Here is a 25,153-nt window from a genome sequence, read left to right on the forward strand (position 1 = left end):
TTTTCAATTTCCAGTTCAGCTTCTCAGTGATTTATGTCTTGGGTTCTAACGAGGATGTCTTATGCTGAACAAGAGATACATTCCTCGATGGTAGATTTACGCGTACGGGTGTAGTACAATGATTTCAGTCCTAACTTATGGGCGTAAATGTAATATTTCGCTAGATCACGTGTGGAGTCCTTTGAATTGGTGTGAAGGATGGTGGAAACCCCTTGGTCAATATGACGTTGGATAACCGAGATCAACTTCAACACTTTCATCTGGTCCATATCGTAAGCTGATTTGAAATAGAAGTAGTTGTCATTGGTCAAGTAAGGCATTGGGTAATAAGTTGTACTATCACCGTACTCTCTTACTTCGATGATGTCCACGATCGGCATGACAGAAGCAGTTGCATTCATGATGTATGAAGTTGACTGGTTAGGAGCGATCGCTAAGCGGTATGCATGGTAAACACCATGTTCAGCCACTTGAGCTTTTAGGTTCGCCCAATCTTCCAATGTTGGGATGTGGATGCCCTCGAACAATTCTTTTACTTTTTCCGTTTTAGGTATGTATTCATGCGAAAGGTATTTATCGAAATAAGTACCATCAGCGTATGCTGATTTTTCGAATCCCACGAAAGTCTGTTGGCGTTCTTTTGCAATCTCCATGGAAGCCTCGATAGAATAGTAGTTCATGGCCATGAAGAAGATATTGGCGAAATCCAATGCTTCGGTAGATTCATACATGATAAAGCTTTTCGCTAGGTAGCCATGTAGGTTCATTGCTCCTAAACCTACAGAGTGAAGTTCGCGGTTTGCTTTAGCAATGGAAGGAACCATTTCGATATTGGTGACATCAGATACCACGGTTAAGGCACGCATAGCGGTTTTAACAGTTTCTTTGATGCGTTTGTTGTCCATTACCGTTGCAATGTTCAAGGAACCTAGGTTACAGGAAATACCGTAACGGATGGTGTCTTCTTTTCCGTAGATGTTGATATCAGATACTTCTGATACTTGCATGATCTCGGTACACAGGTTAGAGAATTTCACTTTACCGATTCCGTTCAATGCGTGTGCACGGTTGGTGTTCTCCTTGAAGAAGATGTATGGGTATCCCGACTCTTTTTGTGTCTGAGCGATTTTCACCAATAGGTGACGGGCATTGATTTTTTTCTTTTTAACGTTAGGGTTGGTGATCAACTCATCGTACATCGCATCCATGTCAATTTCATCAAGGTACTGACCGTACTCTTGCATCACGGTATGCGGGTAGATCAGGTAGCAAGGCTCATCCTTTTCTGCTAATTCCATGAATTTATCAGGAACGATAATACCGATGGAAAGAGACTTGATACGCACTTTCTCGTCTACGTTGATTTTTTTACAATCCAAGAATTCTTCGATATCCGAGTGGAAGATGTTCAAGTATACAGCACCAGCACCTGGGCGTTGGCCAAGTTGGTTAGCATAGGAGAAGGTATCTTCCATGATTTTCATGATCGGCAGTACACCTCCTGCACGGCCTTCCACACCTTTGATGGCTTCGCCTCGGGCACGGATCTTGGAGATATTGAAAGAAACCCCCCCACCGATAGAAGATAGCTTCATGGCCGAATCAACAGCATAACCGATACCATTCAGGTTATCGCCGATTTCGTCCAAGAAACATGACACCAGTTCACCGGAGCGTTTTTTACCGGCGTTCAAGAAAGTCGGGGTAGCGGGCTGATATTCTTGATTGATCATGATTTCGGCATACTCGATAGCTTTCTGCACGCCTTCTTCTCTAGCCAAGAATAGGGATACAGCTACGACGCGGTCTTCATAGCGTTCCAAGAACTTCTCGCCAGAGTCATCGCGTAGGGCGTAACTTTGGAAGAACTTGAATGCAGCCATAAAGGATTGGAAACGGAATTTTTTGGCGAATACATAATTGTACACCTCTTCCATTTGCTCAAACGTAAACCATTGGTAGAAATCGATGTAATAATCGTTTTCGACCAAATAGTCGATTTTTTCCTTCAATGTATAAAAGAACACAGTGTTCTTGTTCACATATTCCAGGAAATAGGCGCGCACAGCCTCCTTGTCTTTATGCAAGCTGAACTCGTCATCATGTTTGATCATGATTTCGTTGTTAAGCAATATCCAGTTTTTCGCTACCTCGTTTGCTATCATAGTACTGATTTTTTATGATGTCAATAAATTGATTAATATCTTCCATTGTGCCTGAAAGTTCGAATTTCATCGCCGTAGGGATGTCGAATATTTCAGAGATTTTGTCTGCAGCCACGGCAAAGTTTCTTCCCCAGTTGCGGTTACCACTTGAAGTAACGGAACTGATGAGGTGACTTTTTTCTTTCATGAATGCATCGGTTTTGTCTGGCACTTTACCAAAGTTGGTGGTATAAGTGATCAGATGGCCAGCTTCCTTAACTTCCAAGTCTTCTTGGATGCGGATGGCTGTCCAGCCGGTAATCTGAACCACTTTATTGATAAAGCGTTCCACATTACCTGTTCGAGAATCATAGTATAAATAAATCATAATTCCTCCGGTTTATGATTATTACAATGCGATTTGATCGAGTTCAGTTGGATTGAATCCAATGATTCGGTTTTTGATTTCATCGTTCTCCAGTACGATCACAGTCGGTACGGTACGAACTTTAAACTTAACGGCTAATTCAGGTTCGTCGAAAGGATTAATGGTTTCATAGGCAATACCCTTACTGTCTAGGTATGCCGATACTTGTGCGCATGGTGCACAGTCATTTTTTTCGAATTTAATGATTCTTGCCATGATATATTAAGTTTAAAAGAATTTTAGCTGAATAAGCTTTGGTCCTTTGATAAATAAAAAAAACGTTGTGACTTAAGAAGGTCATTTTCTTAAGTAGAACAAATATCCCTTATTTTTCCTCGGAGCGGTAACGATACTTTTCCACATTGATTTCCAAAATCAGGTTAAAACATGCTTGGTAACATTCACTTATTGTTAAAGGTCTGTTTTACAGCTTTATAACTATGTTGATAACTTATGGGGGATAATTTTAGAGCGGAAATCGTTCCTCTTTTTATTGTCAAATTACCTTGCGATTTTTGCTAATATTAACCAAAATCGTTATATATTTTTAAAAGTAAATTATAAAATAATATATTGTTAGATTTGTGTAAATCTAATGTGCTACTTTATTAACAATTGTTAGGAAGTACGACCCGAACCAAGGGTGACTATTAATGAATTTATTAAATGTTTATGAAACCATAATTATGAAATGTAAATTTTTAGTACCATTTCTCTTGTTGTTTTCGAGTGTGTCTGCTCAAGAGAATGTAACCTTTCAAAAACCATCCACAGAAATCCTTCAATTAGCAGATTTCAAGCGTCCGCCGACCATCCAGATGAGCAGCGACAAGAATTGGGTACTGTCTATGTACCGCCCAACTTACAAAACGCTTTCTGAACTGGGCGTGGAAGAAACGAAACTTGCTGGCCTACGGATCAATGCAAAGGCGCACATCTCGAGTACCGAGACCTATTTTGACGCCCTCAGCTTAAGTCCAGCTGGATCCAAAGAGGTAATCGAAATCCAATTGCCAGAGATGGCAAAGGTATCGAACGTGAGCTTTTCACCAGATTCGAAGAAATTGGCTTTTACCAACACACAGGAAAATGGAGTGGCTCTCTTTGTTTTTGACATCGAAAAGAGAGAACTGAAAAAACTAACGGAGTATAACCTCAATGCTGTTATGCACGACCCTTATGTGTGGTACAAGACTTCAGATCGCTTGCTGTTGAGTTTGATCGATGGATCCGCAAAAGATAAGGTTAGGAATCCAGATGAGTTGCCAACGGGACCGGTGGTATCGAGTTCGACAGGACAGGTTTCGCAATTGCGTACCTATCAGGATCTGTTGAAAAACCCGCAAGATGAGCAGCAATTCGAGAACCTGGTGAAGTCTAAATTGGTTTGGTTAGCTCTGGACGGCAAGGAAGAGCCTTTTAAAAATGCTGACCTGCACATGAATTCATCAGTATCTCCTGATGGTCAATATGTTTTGGTGACTACGCTGAAAAAGCCTTTCTCCTACGTTGTTTCTTATGGAAGCTTCCCGATGGAAACGAATGTGTATGACCTAAAGGGGAACTTGGTAAAGAAGGTGAACGAGACGCCATTGATGGAAATCATGCCGAAGGGATTCTCTTCCACACGACCTGGCAAACGTTCCTTGTCATGGAGAACGGATAAGCCAGCGACCCTAGCCTTTGTACAGGCATTGGATGGGGGAGATGCCAATAAGCCGGCAGAATTTAGAGATGAGCTCTTTGTTTGGGATGCACCTTTCAACGCTGAACCAAAATCATTGATCAAGATCAAAGACCGCTATGCAGGAACTCTATGGGGCAATGATGACTATGCCTTGGTTTATAGCCAATGGTATGATACCAGAAATGGAAAGACCTACTTGCTGGATCCAAGTACCGGTAAAAATCAGGTGATCTATGACCTGAATGTTCAGGATATCTATTCAAATCCTGGTACGCCATACCGTGATAAAAATGATTTCGGTGCCTATAGCATGTATATCAAAAATGGAAAGTCTTATTGGATAGGTAATGGCTATACCAAAGAAGGGGAATATCCATTTATCGATGAATATGACTTCAAGACATTGAAGAAGAAGCGTATTTACACGGCGAAAGAGTCGAAGATGCAGGAGCGTATCTATTCGGTAATCGATATGGACAAAGGAGATATTTTGGTTTCTCTGCAATCACCTACTGATTTCCCTAACTACTATTCCAAAAATATCAAGACCGGCAAAGAAAAGGCTGTAACTGAAATAGCCAATCCATTCCAGTCCTTGGCGAATGTGCATAAGGAGGTGTTGAACTACAAGCGTAAGGATGGAGTCGATCTATCAGGTACGCTATACCTGCCAGCAGGTTATGACAAGAAAGAGAAATTGCCTTTATTGATTTGGGCTTACCCTCGTGAATATAAGGATAAGAGTACCGCGGGTCAGAGCACCAACAATCCTAAGGAATTTACTTTCCCAAGTTATGGCTCCTTTATTTATTGGGTAGCTAAAGGCTATGCGGTATTGGATAATGCGGCTTTCCCTATCGTGGGTGAAGGTACGCAAGAACCAAACGATAATTTCATCGAGCAGTTGGTTGGCAATGCCGAAGCAGCAATCGATGCGGTGGATAAATTGGGCTATGTGGACAGAAATAAGGTAGCTGTTGGAGGTCACTCGTATGGTGCCTTCATGACTGCACACTTGTTGAGCAATTCTAAGCTGTTTGCGGCAGGTATTGCGCGTTCCGGTGCTTACAACCGTACCTTGACTCCTTTTGGTTTCCAAAGCGAGCAAAGGAACCTTTGGGATGATCCAAACTTATATATCACCATGTCGCCTTTCTTTAGCGCGGATAAAATGAAAACGCCGATGTTATTGGTGCATGGTGCTGCAGATAATAACCCTGGTACTTTTACCCTACAGACTGAGCGTTATTTCCAAGCCTTGAAAAACTTGGGCGCCCCAGTTAGAATGGTATTGTTGCCAAGAGAGTCTCATGGCTATGCGGCAAAAGAAAATATCTTCCATTTATTGTGGGAACAAGACCAGTTCTTGGAGAAGTATGTGAAGAATAGACAGTAGGCCATCGACTTAAGACATAAGACAATAGACAAAAGACTTGCTAGGGCTGATCAGATTATTATGTGACCAAGGGTTTATTAACAAAAGGAAGTTCCCATTGGTTTGTTGCCTGAAAGACCCTGATGTCTTATGTCTATTGTCTAAATAAAATAAAGGAGTCCTTGAAAAAGGACTCCTTTATTTTATTTATCCGCTTTAACCGAAATTGGCAGGCCGTAATCGCCCCATTTCACTTTGATGGTTCCATCTTTGTCAGCGGTGATTTTGAGGCGTTCTAGGTTTTCACCGTTTTCCTCATTGTCGACTTGCACGCGTAAGGCATCATCCTTTTCGTTGTAATCGGTACCCCATTGTTTCCATGTTTTATTAAAGATCACAGTTGATTGGGTTTCACCGGGAATGGAATACAGGCTGTATTTTCCAGCAGGAAGTTTTTGACCGTTTACCAATACGTTTTTGTCGAATTCTACGGTAGTAGCTTCATTGGCTCCTGTTCTCCATACTTCTCCAATTTTGGCAAGGTCTACACCGAGCTTACGTCCTTTTAGAGAAGGGCTGCTGTACTTGATTGAGATGGTTACTCCATCGTCTGTAGTTACCATGGCACTGTCCGCTGGACTAGCCTTTGGCTTTTTTTCTTGAGCTTGAGCCATGGAAAAACCGCACAGCAAGGTCAAGATTAATAAAATTGTTGATGCTTTCATCGTAAGTATGATTTTGGTTAATGACTAAATTATAAACTGAAATTAGCGATAATTGTTGTATAATTTAGTTGAAAATCAATAAGTTATTTAAAATTTAAGATAACATTAGGATTTATTTACACTTCTTAACATTAAATATCTCTAATATTGAAATATAATCTATCCTAGAATTTAGGTTTGTTAGTTAGATAAAGTTATGATAGATTAAAATTTTCTAGAACATCTATTTGTATTGGCAACCGGGTAAAATTAAGCTAATGCAGATAGGTGTTCTTCTTTTTAGGATTGCCTTTTGTTGACGATCAATAAATTAGGAATTATAGTCCTTATCTAAACCTAAACTTTTTTAGTTGTTTTGTAACAAAAGAGTCAAAAAATTGATAATATCTGTAAAACAAAAAAGCAACGACCATAAGAAATAATGGCCGTTGCATCTACTTTATTTTGGAGGGTTAGTTGCGTTTTATACCAGATACTCAAATAATGTCTGGTCTTTGTTCAGTTCGATAAAGTCAAATTTATAAGACTTTAAGCGTTCTATAAATGTAATATAATCATTTGGATCATTTAATTCAATACCAATTAAGGCTGGACCTCTTTCTCGTTCTGTTTTTTTGATGTATTCAAAACGCGTGATATCATCTTTAGGACCAAGGACTTCGGTAACCAATAATTTCAACGCACCAGGTCTTTGTGGGAAGCGAACGATGAAGTAATGTTTAAATCCTTCATACAATAAGGAGAGTTCCTTGATCTCGCTCATTCGGTCGATATCGTTGTTTCCTCCAGAAATGATACAGACTACTTTCTTGCCTTTGATTTCATCTTTGTGAAAATCCAATGCAGCAATGGAAAGCGCCCCTGCAGGTTCTACTACAATGGCATCCTTATTATATAATTCGAGAATGGTCGTACAGATCTTGCCCTCAGGAATCGATTTGACGCCGTCCAACAGTTGGGAACTGATATCGAAGGTCAGAGCCCCAACTTTCTTAACCGCAGCACCATCAACGAATTTATTGATTTGCTCCAGTTCAATCGGGCTACCATTCTGGATTGCCGCCTGCATGGATGGAGCCCCTTCTGGTTCTACGCCATAGCATTTCACTCCGGGAGCAAATTTGCGGATATGATAGCTCACTCCGGATGACAAACCTCCACCACCGATAGGTATGAAAATAGCGTCTACATCAGGTAGGTCCTCCAGGATTTCAACAGCTACCGTACCTTGTCCTTCAATGACCTTGAGGTCATCAAAAGGAGGGATAAAGGTCATGTTATGTTCCTTGGTATATTCTAAAGCGGCCTTTTGGCAGTCATCGAACGTATCGCCAATCAGCACGATTTCGATATTTCCATTTCCCCACATTTCAGTTTGGGTAATTTTTTGTCTTGGGGTTGGGCCGGGCATAAAGATTACGCCTTTGATATCTAACTTCTTGCAGGATAAGGCCACGCCTTGGGCATGGTTTCCTGCGCTGGCACAGACAACCCCTCGCTCTCTTTCTTCTTGGGAAAGACTGCAGATTTTGTTGAAAGCACCACGTAATTTATAAGATCTCACTACTTGGAGATCTTCCCTTTTAAGATAGACCTCTGCTCCGTATTTTTCAGAAAGATGATGGTTGTACTGCAATGGCGTACGGGTAACCACATCCTTGATCTGTTCTTTTGCAGCAACCGAGTCTATGGTCAATGTTGATAGGTCCAAACTCATTCTAATCCGTTCGTTTGTTTAGGTGATTTTAAAGGCTGGGTGACCAGCCTTTGTATTAATTTTCTTTTACCAAGATCAGCAAATCTTCATCGCAGATTTCTTTTTTGGCATCTGCCAAGACCAAGAATCGTTGGTAGCAATCTGCTAATTTATCCTTATCTAGGTTGTAGCCTAGTCGTTCAAGATGGTGTTTCAAGGCATGGCGACCTGAACGAGCCGTTAAGATAATGTCTGCTTCTTCCAAGCCTACATCTTCTGGACGGATGATCTCGTAATTCTCGCGGTGTTTTAAGAAACCATCTTGGTGGATCCCCGAGCTATGTGCGAAAGCATTACGGCCAACAATAGCTTTGTTCGGCTGTACCGGCATGTTCATCATTTCACTTACTTTTCTGGAAAGGTAAGTGAACATTCTGCTGTCAATATTGGAAGATAATCCTCCAAAAGCCTGGTTATGTACTTTCAGGATCATGGCAACTTCTTCAAGGGAAGTATTTCCTGCGCGTTCACCGATTCCGTTGATGGTACATTCCACCTGACGGGCACCATTTTGGATGGCTGCGATGGAATTGGCAGTAGCTAAGCCTAAGTCGTTATGGCAATGTGCAGAAATAATCGCCTGATCAATGTTCTTTACATTTTCTTTCAGGTATTTGATTTTGGAGCCATATTGATCCGGTAAACAATATCCATTGGTATCTGGAATATTAACGACCGTTGCACCAGCGGCAATCACTGACTCGATCATTTTTGCCAAAAACTCTAAGTCCGCACGGCCAGCATCCTCCGCATAGAATTCCACATCTTCAACATAAGATTTGGCATGTTTTACAGCTGCAACAGCACGTTCTAGGATTTCTTCACGGGTACTGTTGAATTTATATTTGATGTGCATGTCTGAAGAGCCGATTCCTGTATGGATACGGGGTCTTTTTGCATATTTCAATGCCTCAGCAGCCACATCGATATCGTTCATGTTAGCACGGGTCAGTGCACAGATGATCACATCATTAACAGCCTTAGATAGTTCGACTACCGATTGGAAATCTCCAGGGCTTGAAACAGGAAATCCTGCCTCGATAATATCTACCCCTAAGCGTTCCAAATCTTTGGCAATTTCGATTTTTTCAGGAGTTGTCAATTGGCAACCCGGCACTTGCTCACCGTCACGTAATGTCGTATCGAAAATGTATAAGTGATTAGGATCGTGTAACATATTGTCTCAATTTATGTTTATACCTTGATTAATTCTATTTCAAAAACTCTAAAACTTTAGCGCCCATTTCCTGAGTGCCTAAAATCTTGTCGGCTGGGGTATCCGCATTGGCGATATCACCAGTTCTCCAACCTGCCTTCAATGTTTCGGCAACGGCATTGGTCACTTCTTTTGCCTCATCTTGTAAGCCGAAGGCAATGTCCAGCATCAATGCTGCCGAAAGGATAGAAGCTAGAGGATTAGCTTTGTTTTGTCCCGCGATGTCATGTGCAGAACCATGGATAGGTTCAAAGAATCCTGTTCCATCACCCACAGAAGCCGAAGCTAACATCCCCATTGAACCGGCAATCTGAGAAGCCTCATCAGTTAAGATGTCTCCGAAAAGGTTTGCCGTCAATACAACATCAAATTTCTTAGGATTCTTAACCAATTGCATCGCTGCATTGTCGATGAACATATGTTCTGTCTCCACATCAGGATATTCCTTGGCGATTTCTTGGACAACCTCTCTCCACAACCTTGATGTTTCCAATACATTGGCTTTGTCCACTGAACAAAGCTTTTTGCTCCTGGTTCTTGCTGCATCGAATGCCTTGCGCGCAATGCGATCAACCTCATAACGGTTGTAGTTCATCAAATCTGAAGCGAAAGTGTTGTCTTCATTACGTTTCTTTTCACCGAAATAAACATCACCTGTTAGTTCACGGAAGAAAAGGATATCAGTACCGCGAAGGACTTCTGGTTTCAGGCTTGAAGCATCCAATAGCTCATCGAACAATAGGATAGGACGTAAGTTGGCATATAAGCCTAATTCCTTACGGATCTTTAATAGGCCCTGTTCAGGACGCACCTTGGCAGAAGGGTCATTATCATATTTAGCATGACCGATCGCACCGAAAAGGATAGCGTCAGAAGCTTTTGCTTTCTCTAATGTTTCATCTGGTAATGGATTTCCTGTAGCTTCAATAGCAGTGTGGCCCATGATTGCCTCGTCGAAAATAAATTCGTGATTATATTTTTCGGCAATTTTATTCAGAACTTCTTTTCCCCAGGTAGTAACCTCTTGTCCAATTCCATCTCCGGGAATAATAAGAATGTTTTTCTTCATGTGTTATAAAACGTTTTCAACTTTATTTTCCAAGGCGATGACTTCACCTTTTTCTAATACAATTCTTTTTTCAATGCAGCTCGGAAGCTGACTTTCATAATGTCCGACATAGATTAATGTCTTGCCATGCTGGCAAAGTTCATCGACTACATCATTAAAATACTTTGCTTGCTGCGAATCCAAGCCTTGGCAGGGTTCATCCAATACCAATAATGGAGGATTTTTGATAATGCTCCTGGCTAACATCGCCAAACGCTGTTTGCCTAATGGAAGGGTATGCAGCAGTTGATCCTTATGCTCTGTCAAATCAAAGAAAGCCATCAGCTCTTCGATCTGTTTCTTTTCTTGGAACTTGACATCAATGAACCAACCGATACTGTCATAAAAACCTGAAGCCAGCGTATGCCAAACCGTGGCGTTTTGGTCGAAATACCAGTGCATTTCTGGAGAGATCATTCCAATCTTCTGTTTGATGTCCCAAATACTCTCACCGGATCCGCGTTTGTTCCCAAACAGCTCGATATCCAAACCATAAGACTGTGGATGATCACCATTGATCAAACTCAATAAGGTGGATTTCCCAGAACCATTTGGTCCTTGCAGCAGCCATTTCTCGCCCACATCTACCTTCCAGGAAACTTTGTTCAGTACAACCTTCTCACCATATCTGATGATAATATCCTTCAGATCGGCTACAGTGCTGTAGTTTGTTTCTGGTATTTTGTGCAAAAAGGAAGGCAATTCTTTTTTTACGCGCTCCTTATCTTGGATAACCTCATCAAAAGACCTTACCGGTTCGACCTGGCCGTCTACAATATGTGCATATCGGTTGATGGAATCTGGTAACTGCCTATCATTTGAAATAATAATCAGCTGTACACCTTCAGCAACAAGTTCATCTAACCAGACATTCAATTCCAACCTAGATTGCTTATCCAAACCTGTATAAGGTTCGTCGATAATCAGAAGCTGAGGTTTCAACCAAAGTGACTTGATCAATTGCAGTTTCTTGTGCTCTCCACTTGAGAGTTCAATCAATTGCGAATCCATGGTATGTTCAAAACCCATGGCAGCAATCTTATCATGTATATCTTCTAATCGAAGGTTTTCCTTCTTTGCAAAATGAAGCAGTTCAGCTTTGACTGTCAGGGTATCATTCCCTTGATGACGGTTATAGCGTTGTTGATAATAGAAGTTTCTGTCGCCTTCTAAATTGGTAAACTGATACCAATTAGAAACGTAGATTACCTGCTGAAGGAGAGGGCAATTGGAATCGAATTCAACTTTCACCTCGCCAGCTGCAGTTATCAATCCTGCAATTGCTTTTGCCAAAGTTGTTTTCCCAGAGCCACTCTTGCCCGCCAATACATAGTTTTCATCGGGTTCAATAGTCCAGGACAAATTGTTCAAAACAGTAGTAAGACCGTATGAAACCGATAAATTAGATATTTGCACGAAAGCAGCCATTATCTGTTTTGTTCGAAAGCTTCAATTTCCGCTTTTTGGCTTAAGATAAAGTCAATATCATCATAGCCATTGATCAGACATGATTTTTTGTAAGGATTGATTTCAAATGTGAATTTGTCATCCGTTCCTTCAATGCCGATAGTTTGAGCTTCTAGGTCAACTAACACTTCCGTATCTGGATTAGCAAAAACCTTTTCAAAGATTTTTTCTAAGAATTCCTCAGGAACCGTGATAGGCAAGACACCGTTGTTCAAGGCATTTCCTTTGAAGATATCTGCAAAGAAAGAGCTAACTACCACATCGAAGCCGTAATCTTGAATAGCCCAGGCAGCATGCTCACGAGAGGAGCCACAACCGAAGTTCTTACCGGCAACCAAAACCTTGCCTTTATAAGTTGGGTCATTCATAACGAAGTCCGCTTTAGGCTGATCTTCGCTGTCAAAGCGCCAATCGCGGAATAGGTTATTTCCAAATCCTTCACGAGTCGTTGCTTTAAGGAAACGGGCAGGGATGATCTGGTCTGTATCTATATTTTCTATCGGTAGTGGAACTACACGAGAGGATAATTTTTCAAATTTTTTCATGATTCTAATTCTTTACACTAATTCCCTTACGTCTACAATTTTACCAGTTACTGCTGCAGCTGCTGCGGTAAGCGGGCTTACCAGCATAGTGCGTGCATTTGGTCCTTGTCTACCTTCAAAATTCCTGTTAGAAGTAGAAACACAGTATTTACCAGCAGGGATCTTATCTTCATTCATTCCTAGGCATGCAGAACAGCCAGGTTCACGAAGCATAAAACCTGCCTCTTCAAATATCTTGTCGATTCCTTCAAGTTTAGCCTGAGCCTCCACTTGTTTTGAGCCTGGAACGATCCATACTTCTACATTCTCTGCTTTATGCTTGCCTTGAACGAAGGCTGCTACTTGGCGTAAGTCTTCAATACGGGAGTTGGTACAACTTCCGATGAATACATAATCCACCGGCTTTCCAATGACCTGATCGCCATCATGGAAACCCATGTAGTTTAAGGCTTTTTGATAAGAAGGACGTTCATTCTCAGGTTGAGAAGTCGTTGTAGGGATGGACTCCGTGATTCCGATACCCATACCCGGATTGGTACCATAAGTAATCATCGGCTGAATATCTGCAGCATCAAAGGTCAATACCTTATCAAATTCTGCATCATCATCGGAATACAAAGTCTTCCAATAAGCCAATGCTTTATCCCATTCTTCTCCTTTTGGAGCAAATTCACGACCATTGATATAATCAAAAGTTGTTTGGTCCGGTGCAATCAATCCACCACGAGCACCCATTTCAATACTCATGTTACAGATGGTCATACGACCTTCCATACTCAATGAGCGAATAGCAGAACCAGCATATTCTACAAAATAGCCTGTTCCACCAGCTGCAGAAATCTTGGAAATGATGTAAAGGATGATATCTTTAGCACCCACACCTTTACCTAGTTCACCATTAACCTCGATTTTCATGGTCTTTGGTTTTTGCAGCAATAAACATTGTGTAGCAAATACCTGCTCTACTTGAGAAGTCCCGATTCCAAATGCAATAGCACCAAAAGCGCCATGCGTAGAAGTGTGGCTATCTCCACATACCATGGTTTTTCCAGGTAGGGTGATGCCTAATTCAGGCCCAATAACATGCACAATACCTTGGAATGGGTGACCCAATCCATAAAGTTCAACACCAAACTCCTTACAGTTTTTGGTCAGCATGTCTACTTGGTAGCGAGAAAGTTCTTCTTTGATTGGCAAGTGCTGGTTTAATGTTGGGACATTATGGTCAGCCGTTGCTACAGTTTGATTCGGACGGAGTACAGGCAGTCCTCTTTTGCGCAAACCATCAAATGCCTGTGGGGAGGTCACTTCATGGATGAGGTGGGTATCGATATATATGATATCAGGAAACCCTTCTTGACGCTTGACGACATGTGCATCCCAAATTTTTTCTACTAATGTTTTTCCCATTTTTCTCTTTATCTCTTGTTGGTTTGAAATTTTAAAAGGGGTAAAATCAAAATATGGTAATTTTACCCCGATTTTTGCTATCTAATTTACGAAAAATTAAACAGTTTGAATAGCTTTCATAGCAGTCATCGCTTTACGCAATTTTCTACCTACGGTTTCTACTTCATGATTTCTTAAAATCTCGTTAACCTGTACTAATTTGATGTTGTCCACAGAACCATCCTTGCCTTCATTGAAGTTTTTACCAACGACATCCGTGTCAATTTTCTTCATGAAATCTGCCAATAAAGGCTTACAAGCTTGGTCAAATAGATAACATCCGTATTCCGCTGTGTCAGAAATAACACGGTTCATCTCGAATAATTTCTTACGAGCAATTGTATTTGCGATCAATGGAGTTTCGTGCAATGATTCGTAATATGCCGATTCTGGTTTGATACCAGCTTCAACCATCGTTTCAAAAGCCAATTCAACACCAGCTCTCACGAAAGCAACCATCAATAGATAATTGTCAAAATATTCCTGTTCTGAAATCTTAACATCGCCTGCTGGTGTTTTCTCGAAAGCAGTTTCTCCAGTTTCAGCTCTCCATTTCAATAGGTTTGCATCTCCGTTGGCCCAGTCTTCCATCATGGTCTTGCTGAATTCGCCAGACATGATGTCATCTTGGTGTTTTTGGAACAATGGACGCATAATATCTTTCAGTTCTTCCGACAATTCAAAAGCCTTGATTTTCGCAGGGTTGCTCAAACGGTCCATCATACCACTTACACCACCATGTTTTAACGCTTCAGTAATAACTTCAACACCGTATTGAACAAGTTTTGAAGCATAGCCAGCATCGATTCCTTTTTCTACCATTTTATCAAATGAAAGAATAGAACCTGTTTGCAACAAACCACAAAGGATGGTTTGCTCACCCATTAAATCTGATTTTACCTCTGCTACGAAAGATGATTTCAATACCCCAGCGCGGTCACCACCAGTACCGGCACAGTATGCTTTTGCTTCCGCCCAACCTTTTCCTTGTGGGTCATTTTCTGGGTGAACAGCGATCAAGGTAGGAACACCAAATCCTCTCAGGTATTCAGCACGAACCTCTGAACCTGGACATTTTGGAGCCACCATGATTACCGTGATATCCGGACGGATCTGCATACCTTCCTCAACGATATTGAAACCGTGTGAATAGGATAGGGTAGCACCTTCTTTCATCAATGGCATTACGGCATTGATAACAGATGTATGTTGTTTATCTGGAGTCAAGTTGATAACTAGGTCAGCAGAAGGAATCAATTCTTCGTAAGTTCCAACCTTGAAATTGTTATCCGTTGCATTTTTCCATGAATCTCTTTTTTGTTCAATAGCTTCTTTACGCAATGCATAAGATACGTCCAATCCGCTATCTCTCAAGTTTAAACCTTGGTTCAAGCCTTGAGCTCCACAACCTACGATTACGATTTTTTTACCTTTTAAAGCTTCCACTCCTTCGTTGAATTCGGATGAATTCATGAATTCTGCAACGCCTAATTGATCTAATTGCTCTCTAAGAGGTAATGTGTTGAAATAATTTGCCATTGTAATACTGAATTAAATATTTTTTTCGATTAAGGTTTCTTATTATTTGTTGTTGATTATTCTTTTCTGTGCCGTCGCATAGCCATAGTGCAGGTTGTCATGACCTACCGAAGTGATCAGGACATCTTCAATGCTATTTAACGTAGCGCCATAGGTTGCCGTCTCATAAGCAGTCGTGGTCTTGAAAATCCCGGCATTGTAATCAGCTTCGATCTCCCGAATGGAGCTCAATGCGATTTCCTTAAGCTCATTCACTTCCTCTTGACTTACGAAGTAGGTAGGTTTAGTGCCCTTTGCATAGGCATCCACATATTTTACCCAGCTCACGCCCTCACGGATTCCTGTGCGGGTATAGCTTAATGTTTGTGTACTCACTACGATATGTCCAAAATTCCAGATGATATTGTTGTTGAATCCTGTTGGAATCTCGTTCAATTGCTCCAGGGACAATTCATCGATTAACCGGATGAATGCCTTGCGGCCATCGATAATGAATTGGAATACTTTTTCCATTTGTTTTATGCTTCTTTAATCGGCTCGTTGAATGATATCCTGTTGCCAAATGGATCAATGACTTGAACGCAGTGGCAGTTATAGAATGTTTCCTCGTAGCCAGGTTTATTGTACTTATAATTCTTTTGAATCAATTGCTCATGATAGGCCTTTAACCCAGTGCAATTCACAAAAACCTGTGAACCAGGAGTGGCATCTCCATGATGCTCGCTGAGGTGCATTGCCATGCCATCTCTGGAAATCTGCATGTAAATAGGAGAATTGTCATCAAATCGATGTTCCCAGTCAATGTGAAAACCAAGCCAGTCGATGTAAAACTCGACTGCCTTGGCATAATCAAATATCCTGAATATCGGTATGACCTGTTCTACTTGCATGCAAGGTTTAATTACATGGTAAAGACATCATCGCGCTGATCCAAATACTCGTTTTCAACGATGTCTGGAGCTGGCTCATTGATTTCAAATTGCTTTAGCTTGGTATGGAAACCAGCACTGTCCTTGATGATGGCGATACGAGCACCACGAACAAATTCTATCAGGTTGTATTTGCCCAATTCCTCTGTAAGCCTGTCGATCTCCTCACGGTGACCTGCTGTTTCGAATACAATATAGTCATTACGGATCACAACTACATTAGCTCCGTATTGACGAAGTAAGCGTTCTACCAATACTTTCTCTGCAATAGCATCTGCAGGTACTTTGTACAAAGCCTGTTCTTGCCAAATCAATTCATCATTGGTGTTGAAGTATGCTTTCAATACCTCAACCTGTTTTTCGATCTGACGGCATAATTTGCGGACCACTTCTTCTGATTCTGTAATCAAGATCGTGAAGCGGTGAATGCCTTCCACCTCTGATGGGGATGTATTTAAGCTCTCGATATTGATTTTACGTCTTGAAAATATCCCCGATATACGGCCTATCATCCCGATAGAGTTTTCTGTGTATATGGTTATGGTATATTCTTGTTTTTCCATGATTACTTCAATCTAATTTCTGACACACTTGTTCCTTGCGCTACCATCGGGAATACATTGTTCTCTTTACCTACCATGATTTCCAATAGGTAAGAGCCATCATGATCCATCATGGTCTGTAGGGCATCCTTTAAATCCTTACGTTCCGAGATCTTATTTCCATCGATATAATATCCTTTCGCAACGGCTACGAAATCAGGGCTTGTGATATTAACGAATGAATATCTCTTGTCGTGGAATAGTTGTTGCCATTGGCGAACCATTCCCAAGTACTCATTGTTTAGGATCAAGATCTTCACCTTGGCGCCGAATTGCATAATGGTTCCTAATTCCTGGATGGTCATTTGTATACCACCATCACCGATAATGGCTACCACATCACGATGCGGAGCACCATACCAAGCGCCGATGGCGGCTGGCAGACCAAATCCCATCGTTCCTAAACCTCCTGAAGTAACGCTGGATTTCGAACTGTTGAATTTCGCATAACGGCAGGTTACCATTTGGTGCTGACCTACGTCAGTAACAATAACAGCATCTCCACCAGTGATCTCGTTCAATACCTTTAGTACTTCACCCATGGTCATGATGTCAGAAGTAGGGTTCAGTTCATTGTGGATTACTTCCTTGATTTCTTCTTTTTCCAAGTCCCTGAATTTGCTCAACCAAGCTGCATGGTCGCCTTTTTCAACCAATTCGGTCAACATTGGAAGGGTTTCCTTACAATCTCCCCAAACTGGATAATGGGCTTTCACGTTCTTGTCGATTTCAGCAGGATCTATGTCCAAGTGAACCACTTTTGCCTGTTTTGCATATTTATCCAAACGTCCGGTGACACGGTCGTCGAAACGCATTCCGATAGCGATCAACACATCACATTCATTCGTCATGACATTGGGTGCATAGTTTCCGTGCATACCCAACATACCCACATGCAAAGGATGGTCAGTCTCAAGAGCGCTAAGGCCCATAACGGTAGCTGCCGAAGGGATACCCGCTTTTTCGATAAAGGTCTTGAACTCTTGTTCCGCTTTACCCAAAATCACGCCCTGACCAAATAAAATGAATGGTTTCTTTGCCGCATTGATTGCTTTTGCAGCCTCTTCAACATATTCCTTACGAACAATCGGAGCAGGTCTGTAACTACGTACATGCTTGCAGGACTCGTATCCATTGTAATCAAACAATTGGATCTGAGCATTTTTGGTAATATCGATTAATACTGGACCAGGTCTCCCTGTTCTAGCAATATAGAATGCTTTAGCTAATACACTTGGGATCTCATTCGCATCAGTCACCTGATAGTTCCATTTGGTCACAGGTGTGGTGATGTTAATGACGTCCGTTTCTTGAAATGCATCTGTTCCTAGGAGGGAAGCAAAGACTTGACCTGTAATACAGACGATAGGGTTACTATCGATCATCGCATCTGCCAAACCAGTGACCAGGTTTGTTGCTCCAGGACCGCTTGTTGCAAAAGCCACACCCACACGTCCCGATGTACGTGCATATCCTTGTGCAGCATGAATTCCACCCTGTTCGTGACGTACCAAAATATGCTTCAATTGATCAGTGTAATCATACAATGCATCATAGATCGGCATAATAGCACCTCCTGGATACCCGAATACGGTATCCACCCCCTCGTGGATTAAGGCTTCCATCACAGCCTGTGAACCGCTTACCTGCGTTCCAGCTGCCTTTCTAGTGGTTTCCTTTGTTTCCGTTTTTTCAAGTGTACTCATTTTGAAGTATTTAGTATTAAGTATTTAGTAATTAGACTTATGGTCTAATACTTTTCTTTAATTTTTTCTGGTTTTTTTATTTGGGAGTATTAAGCGTTTATTTATTTAAGACGTAACAATTTTTGAAGATTTATAGGTCTAAATACTAATTACTTAATACTTCCTACTCTATTACAAATCCGTCACACAACCTTGTGATGCATTTGCAACGCTTTTTGCGTATTTGTACAGAACGCCTTTGCTCACTTTCAGTGCAGGCTGTTGCCAAGCTGCTCTGCGTGCGGCAATCTCTTCGTCCGAGACCTGAAGGTTGATGCTGTTGTTGACAGCGTCGATTTCAATGATGTCATCGTCCTGCACCAATCCGATCAATCCACCTTCGTATGCTTCCGGTGTAATGTGTCCTACTACGAAACCATGGGTTCCTCCTGAGAAGCGTCCGTCTGTAATCAAGGCCACAGAACTTCCTAATCCTGCACCAATAATCAATGACGTTGGTTTCAACATTTCAGGCATTCCTGGAGCTCCCTTAGGCCCTTCATTTTTGATCACGACCACATCACCTTTCTTGATTCTTCCAGTCTCAAGACCTTTCACCAAATCATGCTCTCCATCAAACACACGGGCTGGACCTGTGAATTTCTCCCCTTCTTTTCCTGAAATCTTCGCTACAGAACCTTCCTCAGCAAGGTTTCCGTAAAGGATCTGCAAGTGACCAGTCGCCTTGATCGGATCATCTAATTTGTGAATGATCGGTTGATTATAGTCAATGATCGATTTTACATCCGCTAAGTTCTCTGCTACCGTTTTACCAGTTACCGTCAAACAGTCACCATGTAACAAACCTTCATCCAATAGATATTTCATCACTGCTGGAATACCACCATATTGGTGTAAATCTTGCATCAAGAACTTCCCTGATGGTTTGAAGTCTGCCAATACTGGAGTTTCATCCGACATGCGTTGGAAATCATCCGGCGTAACATCTACATCCACGGATTTACCCATGGCAATAAAGTGAAGTACCGCATTGGTGGATCCTCCAAGGATTACGATAATACGCATGGCATTCTCAAATGCTTTGCGTGTCATGATATCCGAAGGTTTGATGTCCTTCTCCAATAGGATGCGCATATATTTACCGACTTCCAGGCATTCCTGTTTCTTCTCTTCAGAAACTGCTGGGTTAGAAGAGGAGTATGGCAAGCTCATTCCCATAGCCTCAATTGCTGAAGCCATCGTGTTTGCTGTATACATACCGCCACATGCACCGGCACCTGGACAGGTATGACGGATAACACCATCATAGTCTTCATCCGAAATGGTTCCAGCTATTTTCTTTCCTAATGCTTCAAATGCTGAAACAATATTTAATTCTTCCCCTTTATAATGACCAGGAGCAATTGTTCCTCCGTAGACCATAATGGCAGGGCGGTTCAACCTTCCCATTGCCATGATGGCACCAGGCATGTTCTTGTCACAACCTGGGATAGCCACAACACCATCATAGTACTGACCACCACAGATCGTCTCTATACTGTCCGCAATGACATCACGTGACACCAAAGAGTAGCGCATTCCATCCGTACCGTTACTCATCCCATCACTGACCCCAATCGTTCCAAATGTCAAGCCGACCAGATCGCTGTTCCAAATACCTTTTTTGACGACCTGAGCTAGGTCATTCAGGTGCATGTTACAGGTGTTACCGTCGTAGCCCATGCTCGCGATTCCAACCTGTGCCTTCTCCATATCTGCATCGGTCAGACCGATACCATATAACATGGCTTTCGCAGCTGGTTGAGTTTCATCTTGTGTAAAGATGCGGCTGTACTTGTTGATTCCCTTTTGGTTATCAGATGATGACTTCATAATTATTCTGCTCTAATACTAAATTTTTATATTTTCTTTGGATAGATGCGCCGATGCTGTCTTCCCATTCTTCTTGGAAGATCACATCGTCAATTTGTTTTATGCCTATTATTCCCGCTGCTGTGCCACTTAAAAAGGCACTGTCAGCTTCGTAAATATCTTTTATGGTAATTCTCTTCTCGATGATATCAAAATTCAAACGCTTACAGATATCGATTACGGTATCCCTTGTAATTCCTGGGAAGATGTTTCCCAAAGGAGGGGTATAGATCTTGAAATCTTTTTCAATGAACAGGTTTTCGCTGGATGCCTGTGCCACAAAACCATCTTGGTCCAACAATAAAGCTTCGTCGAATCCCTTTTGGATAGCATCACTGGTCGCTAATATCGAATTGATATATTGACCAGAAACCTTGGCATTGATGGGGAAGGATTTCGGGTTCGGTCGTTCAATCCTGGAGATGTTTACCTTTAATAGGTTCTGTCCTAAATAAGGACCCCATTCCCAAGCTGCGATCATGATGTTTGCCGTATCAGATGCAGTCAAGTGCATATTGGAGCCCGAATAGATCAGAGGGCGTATATAGGCTGCCCGAAGATTGTTCGCTTCCAAAAGCTCATATGACTTTGCGATCAACTCTCTATTGTCCCACTGATAAGGTAAGCCGATGGCTTTACATGATTGTTGTAAGCGGTCGAAATGTTCTTCTGCCTTAAAGATCCTCGTTCCATTGTGAGTGCTGTAAGCACGCAGACCTTCGAAGGCTCCATAGCCATAATGTAATGACTGTCCAAACATATCAACTCCAGCATTGCTCGCCTTCACAAAATCCCCATTTAAATAGATCAGTGTATCTTGATTGTAATACTGCATAATAACCTGCCGAATTTGATGTAATACTTGTTTGAAAAAATATCGTTTAGGATTCCCTTCGTTCTGTTTTGTTAAGTTAGCTCGAATTAAAATTCTTTACAATAGCCTAAGAATTTTTTTTGATAAAGTTTTTTATTTCGATGTTATCTAATTTTAAAAATTATATTTTGTTAAACCTATCATTTTTCTGTTTTAAATTTTGTTGTCTGTAGACTAAAATTAAAATTGGTATAAATTTGATTTTTTCAAATTTTTAGTGAACAGGTCGAAATTCTTCCTAAAACTGGCCTCGGACCGAAAAAACTTGCAAAAAAATAGCCCTTAGAACTTGAAGTTTTAAGGGCTACTTTATCGTAATATTTTGTTTATCTATTCTTCCGCAATTCCTTCTGCTAAAACGATGATATTGTTGTCCTTTACTTCTACTACACCACCTTTAATAATAATGACATGTTCATCATTATTATTCTTAATAATGACTTTACCATCTTCTAGCGTAGACACAATAGCCGCGTGATCCTTCAGAATCTGAAAAGAACCCGCCGATCCCGGAACTGTAACCGCTGTTACATCACCTTCGTAAGCTAATTTGTCTGGAGTTATGATTGTTAATTTCATTCTTTTTTTAAGTATTTAGTAGTTAGTATAGAGTATTTAGAACTTTCTAAGTACTATTTTGCTACTACTTAAATCAGGATTATGTACCTAATACTTTGTAATTAGTAGTCAGGTCTTAATACTAACTACTAATTACTAAATACTAATATTTTAAACTGCTTCTGCTAATAGTTTTTTACCTTTCTCGATAGCGTCTTCGATTGAACCTACCAAGTTGAAAGATGCTTCTGGGTATTCATCTACTTCACCATCGATGATCATGTTGAATCCTTTGATAGTGTCCTTGATGTCTACTAGACAACCTTTAAGACCTGTAAATTGCTCTGCTACGTGGAATGGTTGTGACAAGAAACGTTGTACACGACGTGCGCGGTGTACCGTTAACTTATCTTCTTCAGATAATTCGTCCATACCTAAGATGGCAATGATATCCTGAAGTTCTTTATAACGTTGAAGAATTTCTTTTACGCGTTGTGCAGTATTGTAATGCTCATCACCTAAAACTGCTGGAGAAAGGATACGTGAAGTAGAATCCAATGGATCCACCGCAGGGTAAATACCTAACTCAGAAATTTTACGGGATAATACTGTAGTTGCATCTAAGTGAGCAAATGTTGTTGCCGGAGCAGGGTCAGTCAAGTCATCCGCAGGTACGTATACCGCTTGTACCGATGTGATTGATCCGTTCTTAGTGGATGTAATACGCTCTTGCATCAAACCCATCTCTGTTGCTAGGGTAGGTTGGTAACCTACTGCTGATGGCATACGACCTAATAATGCCGATACCTCAGAACCTGCTTGGGTAAAACGGAAGATGTTATCAATAAAGAATAAGATATCACGACCTTGTCCTTCACCATCTCCATCACGGAAGTATTCCGCAATTGTCAAACCTGATAAGGCAACACGAGCACGAGCACCTGGAGGCTCATTCATCTGTCCGAATACGAAAGTACATTTAGATTCTTTCATCAATTCCAAATCCACAGTGTCCAAAGGCCATTGACCTTTTTCCATCTCTTCCATGAATTTGTCACCGTATTTGATAATGCCTGACTCCAACATCTCACGAAGCAAGTCATTTCCTTCACGAGTACGCTCGCCTACACCAGCAAATACCGAAAGACCACCGTGTCCTTTTGCGATATTGTTGATTAATTCCTGAATCAATACTGTTTTACCAACACCAGCACCACCGAACAAACCGATCTTACCACCTTTTGCATAAGGCTCTAACAAATCGATTACTTTAATTCCTGTAAACAATACTTCAGTTTCAGTCGATAGATCTTCAAACTTAGGAGGTACGTTGTGAATAGGACGACCGTTATCCTTGTTTAATGCTTGAATACCGTCAATTGGATCTCCAACAACGTTGAATACACGACCTTTGATCTCTTCGCCAATCGGCATTTTGATAGGAGCGCCAGTATCAACGACCTTCATGCCACGAATTAAACCTTCGGTAGCATCCATTGCAATCGTACGAACACGTTCCTCACCTAAGTGCTGTTGAACCTCTAATATAATGCGCTGTCCATTGTCTTTCTCAATGTACAATGCATCATAAATCTTAGGAAGATTTTCATTGTCGGCAAAGTTGACGTCAACTACTGGGCCGATAATCTGCGCTATTTTACCAATATTGGGCATATTATAGGGACTAAAATTTATTAATCAATTTAAATACAGATTGTTTGAATGCCTGTATTTTGGAATGCAAAAATAAGTTTTATCTTATTAAAAGCAAAAGGGATATGCATATTTAATTTTTATTTTTTTCAAATCATCCTGCATACCCCTTTTTTGTTATTTATTTCTGCCTTTTATTGTCAGTTTTTCAAAACCTTACTAGTCTGCTATGATCTTGTAAAGTCCAGATACTGAACCCCCAGCAGTAACATTGAACAAGGATTTCGCAGATGTACCCGTCAATTCATAGTATCCGTTCTGACTTCCATCTTTGGTATTCACCCTCAATAATGTTTTTCCGTCCAGATCTATCGCACAGAATGCTGCACCCGGATTTGTAACAGCTGGAATTCCACTGATCTTCGTTCTTTGTTTACTGGCAATATCAATCTGGTAAAATTCCCAAACGTTCTCAAAATTGATGTTACCTGATGGTCCTCCAGTCAACTTGGTATTGGGAATCACCGTAATGATCTTACCTTCCTTCGCAAATACGGAAACAAACTTTCCGCCTTGCTGGATTTCATCCATATTTAGGCTCCAGGTCTTATCTATGTCTGTTTCATTAGCCTTGATACGCACGATCTTGGATTTCCCGCCAACGGCGCTCCTCCCTTGTGTTACGATATAGAGGTCTCCATTGGAATCAAAGTCATACATATTATTATCATTGATGTAGGCAATAGATCCGGTATCCTCAATTTTTATGGTTTCCTCATATTTTCCGGTCGCAATATCGATTACCGCAATATATACATCTGGAAAATAATCATCGAAAAATCCTTTTTGTGGACCGTTCGTCTTTGCATAACTGATGTTTGCAAAGAGTTTGCCCGCTTTTATAGCCAAAAACTTCTGCCCAATAGACCTAAACAAGATATCAGGAACGTTTTGTCCTCTTTCATTGACTACGGATGCAAAGTCCAATTCTCCAGTCCTTGTCATGTTGGTCGGATTAAAGGTCTGGATTTTCAGGGGCGATGCTCCATCCCAATAGTAACCCTTTTCCTGATCATGGATAACGAAATTACCCGAACCATTACTGTTATTATCAGCTGCAATGAATTTCCCAGCACTGATTTTTCCGGTCCCATCAACCAATAACTGATCAATACCAAGCTCATTGGTCTTGCTATTGAACATTTTCAGGAGTTGATTGCCATGTGGCCGCCAGCCACCAAAACCCATCCCTTGAAAGCTATTGCTTCCGTTGTTGACCACATTCCCCGATGGTATTGCATCAAATGCGGTTGCAAAGCCAGGCTTCTGCAGGTTGTTCTCACTCATGGTAATCAGCACATACTTGTCCTTTCCATCTGGTTCAACTGGTGTTGGTCCTCCATTGTCTTCACTGCAACTGGCAAATAGGCCTATACTGAACATAAACAAAATGGATGCTTTGAATCTATTGATTTTCATAAC

At 41.2% G+C, this 25,153-nt stretch carries 21 protein-coding genes; 1 reads left to right on the forward strand and 20 read right to left on the reverse strand.

Annotated elements, in window-relative coordinates:
* Nucleotides 1-59 precede the first annotated feature (59 nt).
* Genes nrdE through RT138_RS15975 form a run of 3 tightly spaced genes read right to left on the reverse strand, consistent with a single transcriptional unit; the run spans nt 60 to nt 2,787 of the window.
* Nucleotides 60-2,165, reverse strand: coding sequence for a class 1b ribonucleoside-diphosphate reductase subunit alpha (gene nrdE, locus RT138_RS15965; protein ID WP_313191464.1), 2,106 nt, complete (start codon nt 2,163-2,165; stop codon nt 60-62).
* Nucleotides 2,125-2,532, reverse strand: a complete 408-nt coding sequence (nrdI, locus tag RT138_RS15970) for a class Ib ribonucleoside-diphosphate reductase assembly flavoprotein NrdI (RefSeq protein WP_313191465.1) — start codon at nt 2,530-2,532, stop codon at nt 2,125-2,127. The genes nrdE and nrdI overlap by 41 nt, the downstream gene beginning before the upstream one ends.
* Nucleotides 2,533-2,553: 21 nt before the next feature.
* Nucleotides 2,554-2,787, reverse strand: coding sequence for a glutaredoxin family protein (locus RT138_RS15975; RefSeq protein ID WP_313191466.1), 234 nt, complete (start codon nt 2,785-2,787; stop codon nt 2,554-2,556).
* A 470-nt stretch (nt 2,788-3,257) separates the two neighbouring features.
* On the opposite strand from RT138_RS15975, the gene RT138_RS15980 reads away from it, so the two are divergent.
* Nucleotides 3,258-5,654 carry a prolyl oligopeptidase family serine peptidase gene (locus RT138_RS15980; protein WP_313191467.1) on the forward strand — a complete coding sequence of 799 codons (2,397 nt, stop codon included), beginning with the start codon at nt 3,258-3,260 and terminating at the stop codon, nt 5,652-5,654.
* A gap of 182 nt (nt 5,655-5,836) precedes the next feature.
* Here RT138_RS15980 and RT138_RS15985 read toward each other — a convergent pair whose 3' ends face one another.
* The 17 genes from RT138_RS15985 to RT138_RS16065 all read right to left on the reverse strand — a co-directional run bounded on the left by RT138_RS15985 (nt 5,837) and on the right by RT138_RS16065 (nt 25,150).
* Nucleotides 5,837-6,358 (reverse strand): DUF2911 domain-containing protein, encoded by a 522-nt coding sequence (locus tag RT138_RS15985; RefSeq protein ID WP_313191468.1) that lies wholly within the window; start codon nt 6,356-6,358, stop codon nt 5,837-5,839.
* Between the two features lie 463 nt (nt 6,359-6,821).
* The gene (gene ilvA / locus RT138_RS15990) at nt 6,822-8,075 is read right to left on the reverse strand and encodes a threonine ammonia-lyase IlvA (RefSeq protein WP_313191469.1); all 1,254 of its coding nucleotides are present in this window, start codon (nt 8,073-8,075) and stop codon (nt 6,822-6,824) included.
* A 55-nt stretch (nt 8,076-8,130) separates the two neighbouring features.
* Nucleotides 8,131-9,291 (reverse strand): 2-isopropylmalate synthase, encoded by a 1,161-nt coding sequence (locus RT138_RS15995; protein ID WP_313191470.1) that lies wholly within the window; start codon nt 9,289-9,291, stop codon nt 8,131-8,133.
* A gap of 34 nt (nt 9,292-9,325) precedes the next feature.
* Entirely contained in the window at nt 9,326-10,399 is a 1,074-nt protein-coding gene (leuB, locus tag RT138_RS16000) for a 3-isopropylmalate dehydrogenase (RefSeq protein WP_093100274.1), read from the reverse strand.
* A gap of 3 nt (nt 10,400-10,402) precedes the next feature.
* Nucleotides 10,403-11,854: an ATP-binding cassette domain-containing protein gene (locus RT138_RS16005; RefSeq protein WP_313191471.1), complete on the reverse strand. Its 1,452-nt coding sequence runs from the start codon at nt 11,852-11,854 to the stop codon at nt 10,403-10,405.
* Between the two features lie 11 nt (nt 11,855-11,865).
* On the reverse strand, nt 11,866-12,450 hold the full coding sequence (gene leuD / locus RT138_RS16010) for a 3-isopropylmalate dehydratase small subunit (RefSeq protein ID WP_313191472.1): 585 nt from the start codon (nt 12,448-12,450) through the stop codon (nt 11,866-11,868).
* Between the two features lie 12 nt (nt 12,451-12,462).
* Nucleotides 12,463-13,860, reverse strand: a complete 1,398-nt coding sequence (gene leuC, locus RT138_RS16015; protein WP_313191473.1) for a 3-isopropylmalate dehydratase large subunit — start codon at nt 13,858-13,860, stop codon at nt 12,463-12,465.
* Between the two features lie 96 nt (nt 13,861-13,956).
* On the reverse strand, nt 13,957-15,438 hold the full coding sequence (ilvC, locus tag RT138_RS16020; protein ID WP_313191474.1) for a ketol-acid reductoisomerase: 1,482 nt from the start codon (nt 15,436-15,438) through the stop codon (nt 13,957-13,959).
* A 42-nt stretch (nt 15,439-15,480) separates the two neighbouring features.
* The gene (locus RT138_RS16025; RefSeq protein WP_313191475.1) at nt 15,481-15,951 is read right to left on the reverse strand and encodes a DinB family protein; all 471 of its coding nucleotides are present in this window, start codon (nt 15,949-15,951) and stop codon (nt 15,481-15,483) included.
* Between the two features lie 5 nt (nt 15,952-15,956).
* Nucleotides 15,957-16,328, reverse strand: coding sequence for a glyoxalase superfamily protein (locus RT138_RS16030; RefSeq protein WP_313191476.1), 372 nt, complete (start codon nt 16,326-16,328; stop codon nt 15,957-15,959).
* An 11-nt stretch (nt 16,329-16,339) separates the two neighbouring features.
* Complete coding sequence (ilvN, locus tag RT138_RS16035; RefSeq protein WP_313191477.1) at nt 16,340-16,930, reverse strand: acetolactate synthase small subunit; 591 nt, start codon at nt 16,928-16,930, stop codon at nt 16,340-16,342.
* A gap of 2 nt (nt 16,931-16,932) precedes the next feature.
* Nucleotides 16,933-18,675, reverse strand: coding sequence for a biosynthetic-type acetolactate synthase large subunit (gene ilvB, locus RT138_RS16040; RefSeq protein ID WP_313191478.1), 1,743 nt, complete (start codon nt 18,673-18,675; stop codon nt 16,933-16,935).
* Between the two features lie 171 nt (nt 18,676-18,846).
* Entirely contained in the window at nt 18,847-20,547 is a 1,701-nt protein-coding gene (gene ilvD, locus RT138_RS16045) for a dihydroxy-acid dehydratase (protein WP_313191479.1), read from the reverse strand.
* The gene (locus RT138_RS16050) at nt 20,531-21,421 is read right to left on the reverse strand and encodes a branched-chain amino acid transaminase (RefSeq protein ID WP_313191480.1); all 891 of its coding nucleotides are present in this window, start codon (nt 21,419-21,421) and stop codon (nt 20,531-20,533) included. The genes ilvD and RT138_RS16050 overlap by 17 nt, the downstream gene beginning before the upstream one ends.
* A gap of 369 nt (nt 21,422-21,790) precedes the next feature.
* Nucleotides 21,791-22,039 carry an ATP synthase F1 subunit epsilon gene (gene atpC / locus RT138_RS16055; protein WP_094257803.1) on the reverse strand — a complete coding sequence of 83 codons (249 nt, stop codon included), beginning with the start codon at nt 22,037-22,039 and terminating at the stop codon, nt 21,791-21,793.
* 150 nt (nt 22,040-22,189) lie between these two features.
* Complete coding sequence (atpD, locus tag RT138_RS16060; RefSeq protein WP_185213404.1) at nt 22,190-23,692, reverse strand: F0F1 ATP synthase subunit beta; 1,503 nt, start codon at nt 23,690-23,692, stop codon at nt 22,190-22,192.
* 198 nt (nt 23,693-23,890) lie between these two features.
* The gene (locus RT138_RS16065) at nt 23,891-25,150 is read right to left on the reverse strand and encodes a hypothetical protein (RefSeq protein WP_313191481.1); all 1,260 of its coding nucleotides are present in this window, start codon (nt 25,148-25,150) and stop codon (nt 23,891-23,893) included.
* Nucleotides 25,151-25,153: the final 3 nt, after the last annotated feature.

It is taken from the genome of Sphingobacterium sp., from assembly GCF_032065005.1.
Lineage (GTDB): Bacteria > Bacteroidota > Bacteroidia > Sphingobacteriales > Sphingobacteriaceae > Sphingobacterium.

Excerpts from the sequence above, each read along its gene's own strand:
- nrdE (WP_313191464.1), bottom strand. The coding sequence starts at position 2,165 with ATGATAGCAAACGAGGTAGCGAAAAACTGGATATTGCTTAACAACGAA.
- nrdI (WP_313191465.1), bottom strand. The coding sequence starts at position 2,532 with ATGATTTATTTATACTATGATTCTCGAACAGGTAATGTGGAACGCTTT.
- RT138_RS15975 (WP_313191466.1), bottom strand. The coding sequence starts at position 2,787 with ATGGCAAGAATCATTAAATTCGAAAAAAATGACTGTGCACCATGCGCA.
- RT138_RS15980 (WP_313191467.1), top strand. The coding sequence starts at position 3,258 with ATGAAATGTAAATTTTTAGTACCATTTCTCTTGTTGTTTTCGAGTGTG.
- RT138_RS15985 (WP_313191468.1), bottom strand. The coding sequence starts at position 6,358 with ATGAAAGCATCAACAATTTTATTAATCTTGACCTTGCTGTGCGGTTTT.
- ilvA (WP_313191469.1), bottom strand. The coding sequence starts at position 8,075 with ATGAGTTTGGACCTATCAACATTGACCATAGACTCGGTTGCTGCAAAA.
- RT138_RS15995 (WP_313191470.1), bottom strand. The coding sequence starts at position 9,291 with ATGTTACACGATCCTAATCACTTATACATTTTCGATACGACATTACGT.
- leuB (WP_093100274.1), bottom strand. The coding sequence starts at position 10,399 with ATGAAGAAAAACATTCTTATTATTCCCGGAGATGGAATTGGACAAGAG.
- leuD (WP_313191472.1), bottom strand. The coding sequence starts at position 12,450 with ATGAAAAAATTTGAAAAATTATCCTCTCGTGTAGTTCCACTACCGATA.
- leuC (WP_313191473.1), bottom strand. The coding sequence starts at position 13,860 with ATGGGAAAAACATTAGTAGAAAAAATTTGGGATGCACATGTCGTCAAG.
- ilvC (WP_313191474.1), bottom strand. The coding sequence starts at position 15,438 with ATGGCAAATTATTTCAACACATTACCTCTTAGAGAGCAATTAGATCAA.
- RT138_RS16025 (WP_313191475.1), bottom strand. The coding sequence starts at position 15,951 with ATGGAAAAAGTATTCCAATTCATTATCGATGGCCGCAAGGCATTCATC.
- RT138_RS16030 (WP_313191476.1), bottom strand. The coding sequence starts at position 16,328 with ATGCAAGTAGAACAGGTCATACCGATATTCAGGATATTTGATTATGCC.
- ilvN (WP_313191477.1), bottom strand. The coding sequence starts at position 16,930 with ATGGAAAAACAAGAATATACCATAACCATATACACAGAAAACTCTATC.
- ilvB (WP_313191478.1), bottom strand. The coding sequence starts at position 18,675 with ATGAGTACACTTGAAAAAACGGAAACAAAGGAAACCACTAGAAAGGCA.
- ilvD (WP_313191479.1), bottom strand. The coding sequence starts at position 20,547 with ATGAAGTCATCATCTGATAACCAAAAGGGAATCAACAAGTACAGCCGC.
- RT138_RS16050 (WP_313191480.1), bottom strand. The coding sequence starts at position 21,421 with ATGCAGTATTACAATCAAGATACACTGATCTATTTAAATGGGGATTTT.
- atpC (WP_094257803.1), bottom strand. The coding sequence starts at position 22,039 with ATGAAATTAACAATCATAACTCCAGACAAATTAGCTTACGAAGGTGAT.
- atpD (WP_185213404.1), bottom strand. The coding sequence starts at position 23,692 with ATGCCCAATATTGGTAAAATAGCGCAGATTATCGGCCCAGTAGTTGAC.
- RT138_RS16065 (WP_313191481.1), bottom strand. The coding sequence starts at position 25,150 with ATGAAAATCAATAGATTCAAAGCATCCATTTTGTTTATGTTCAGTATA.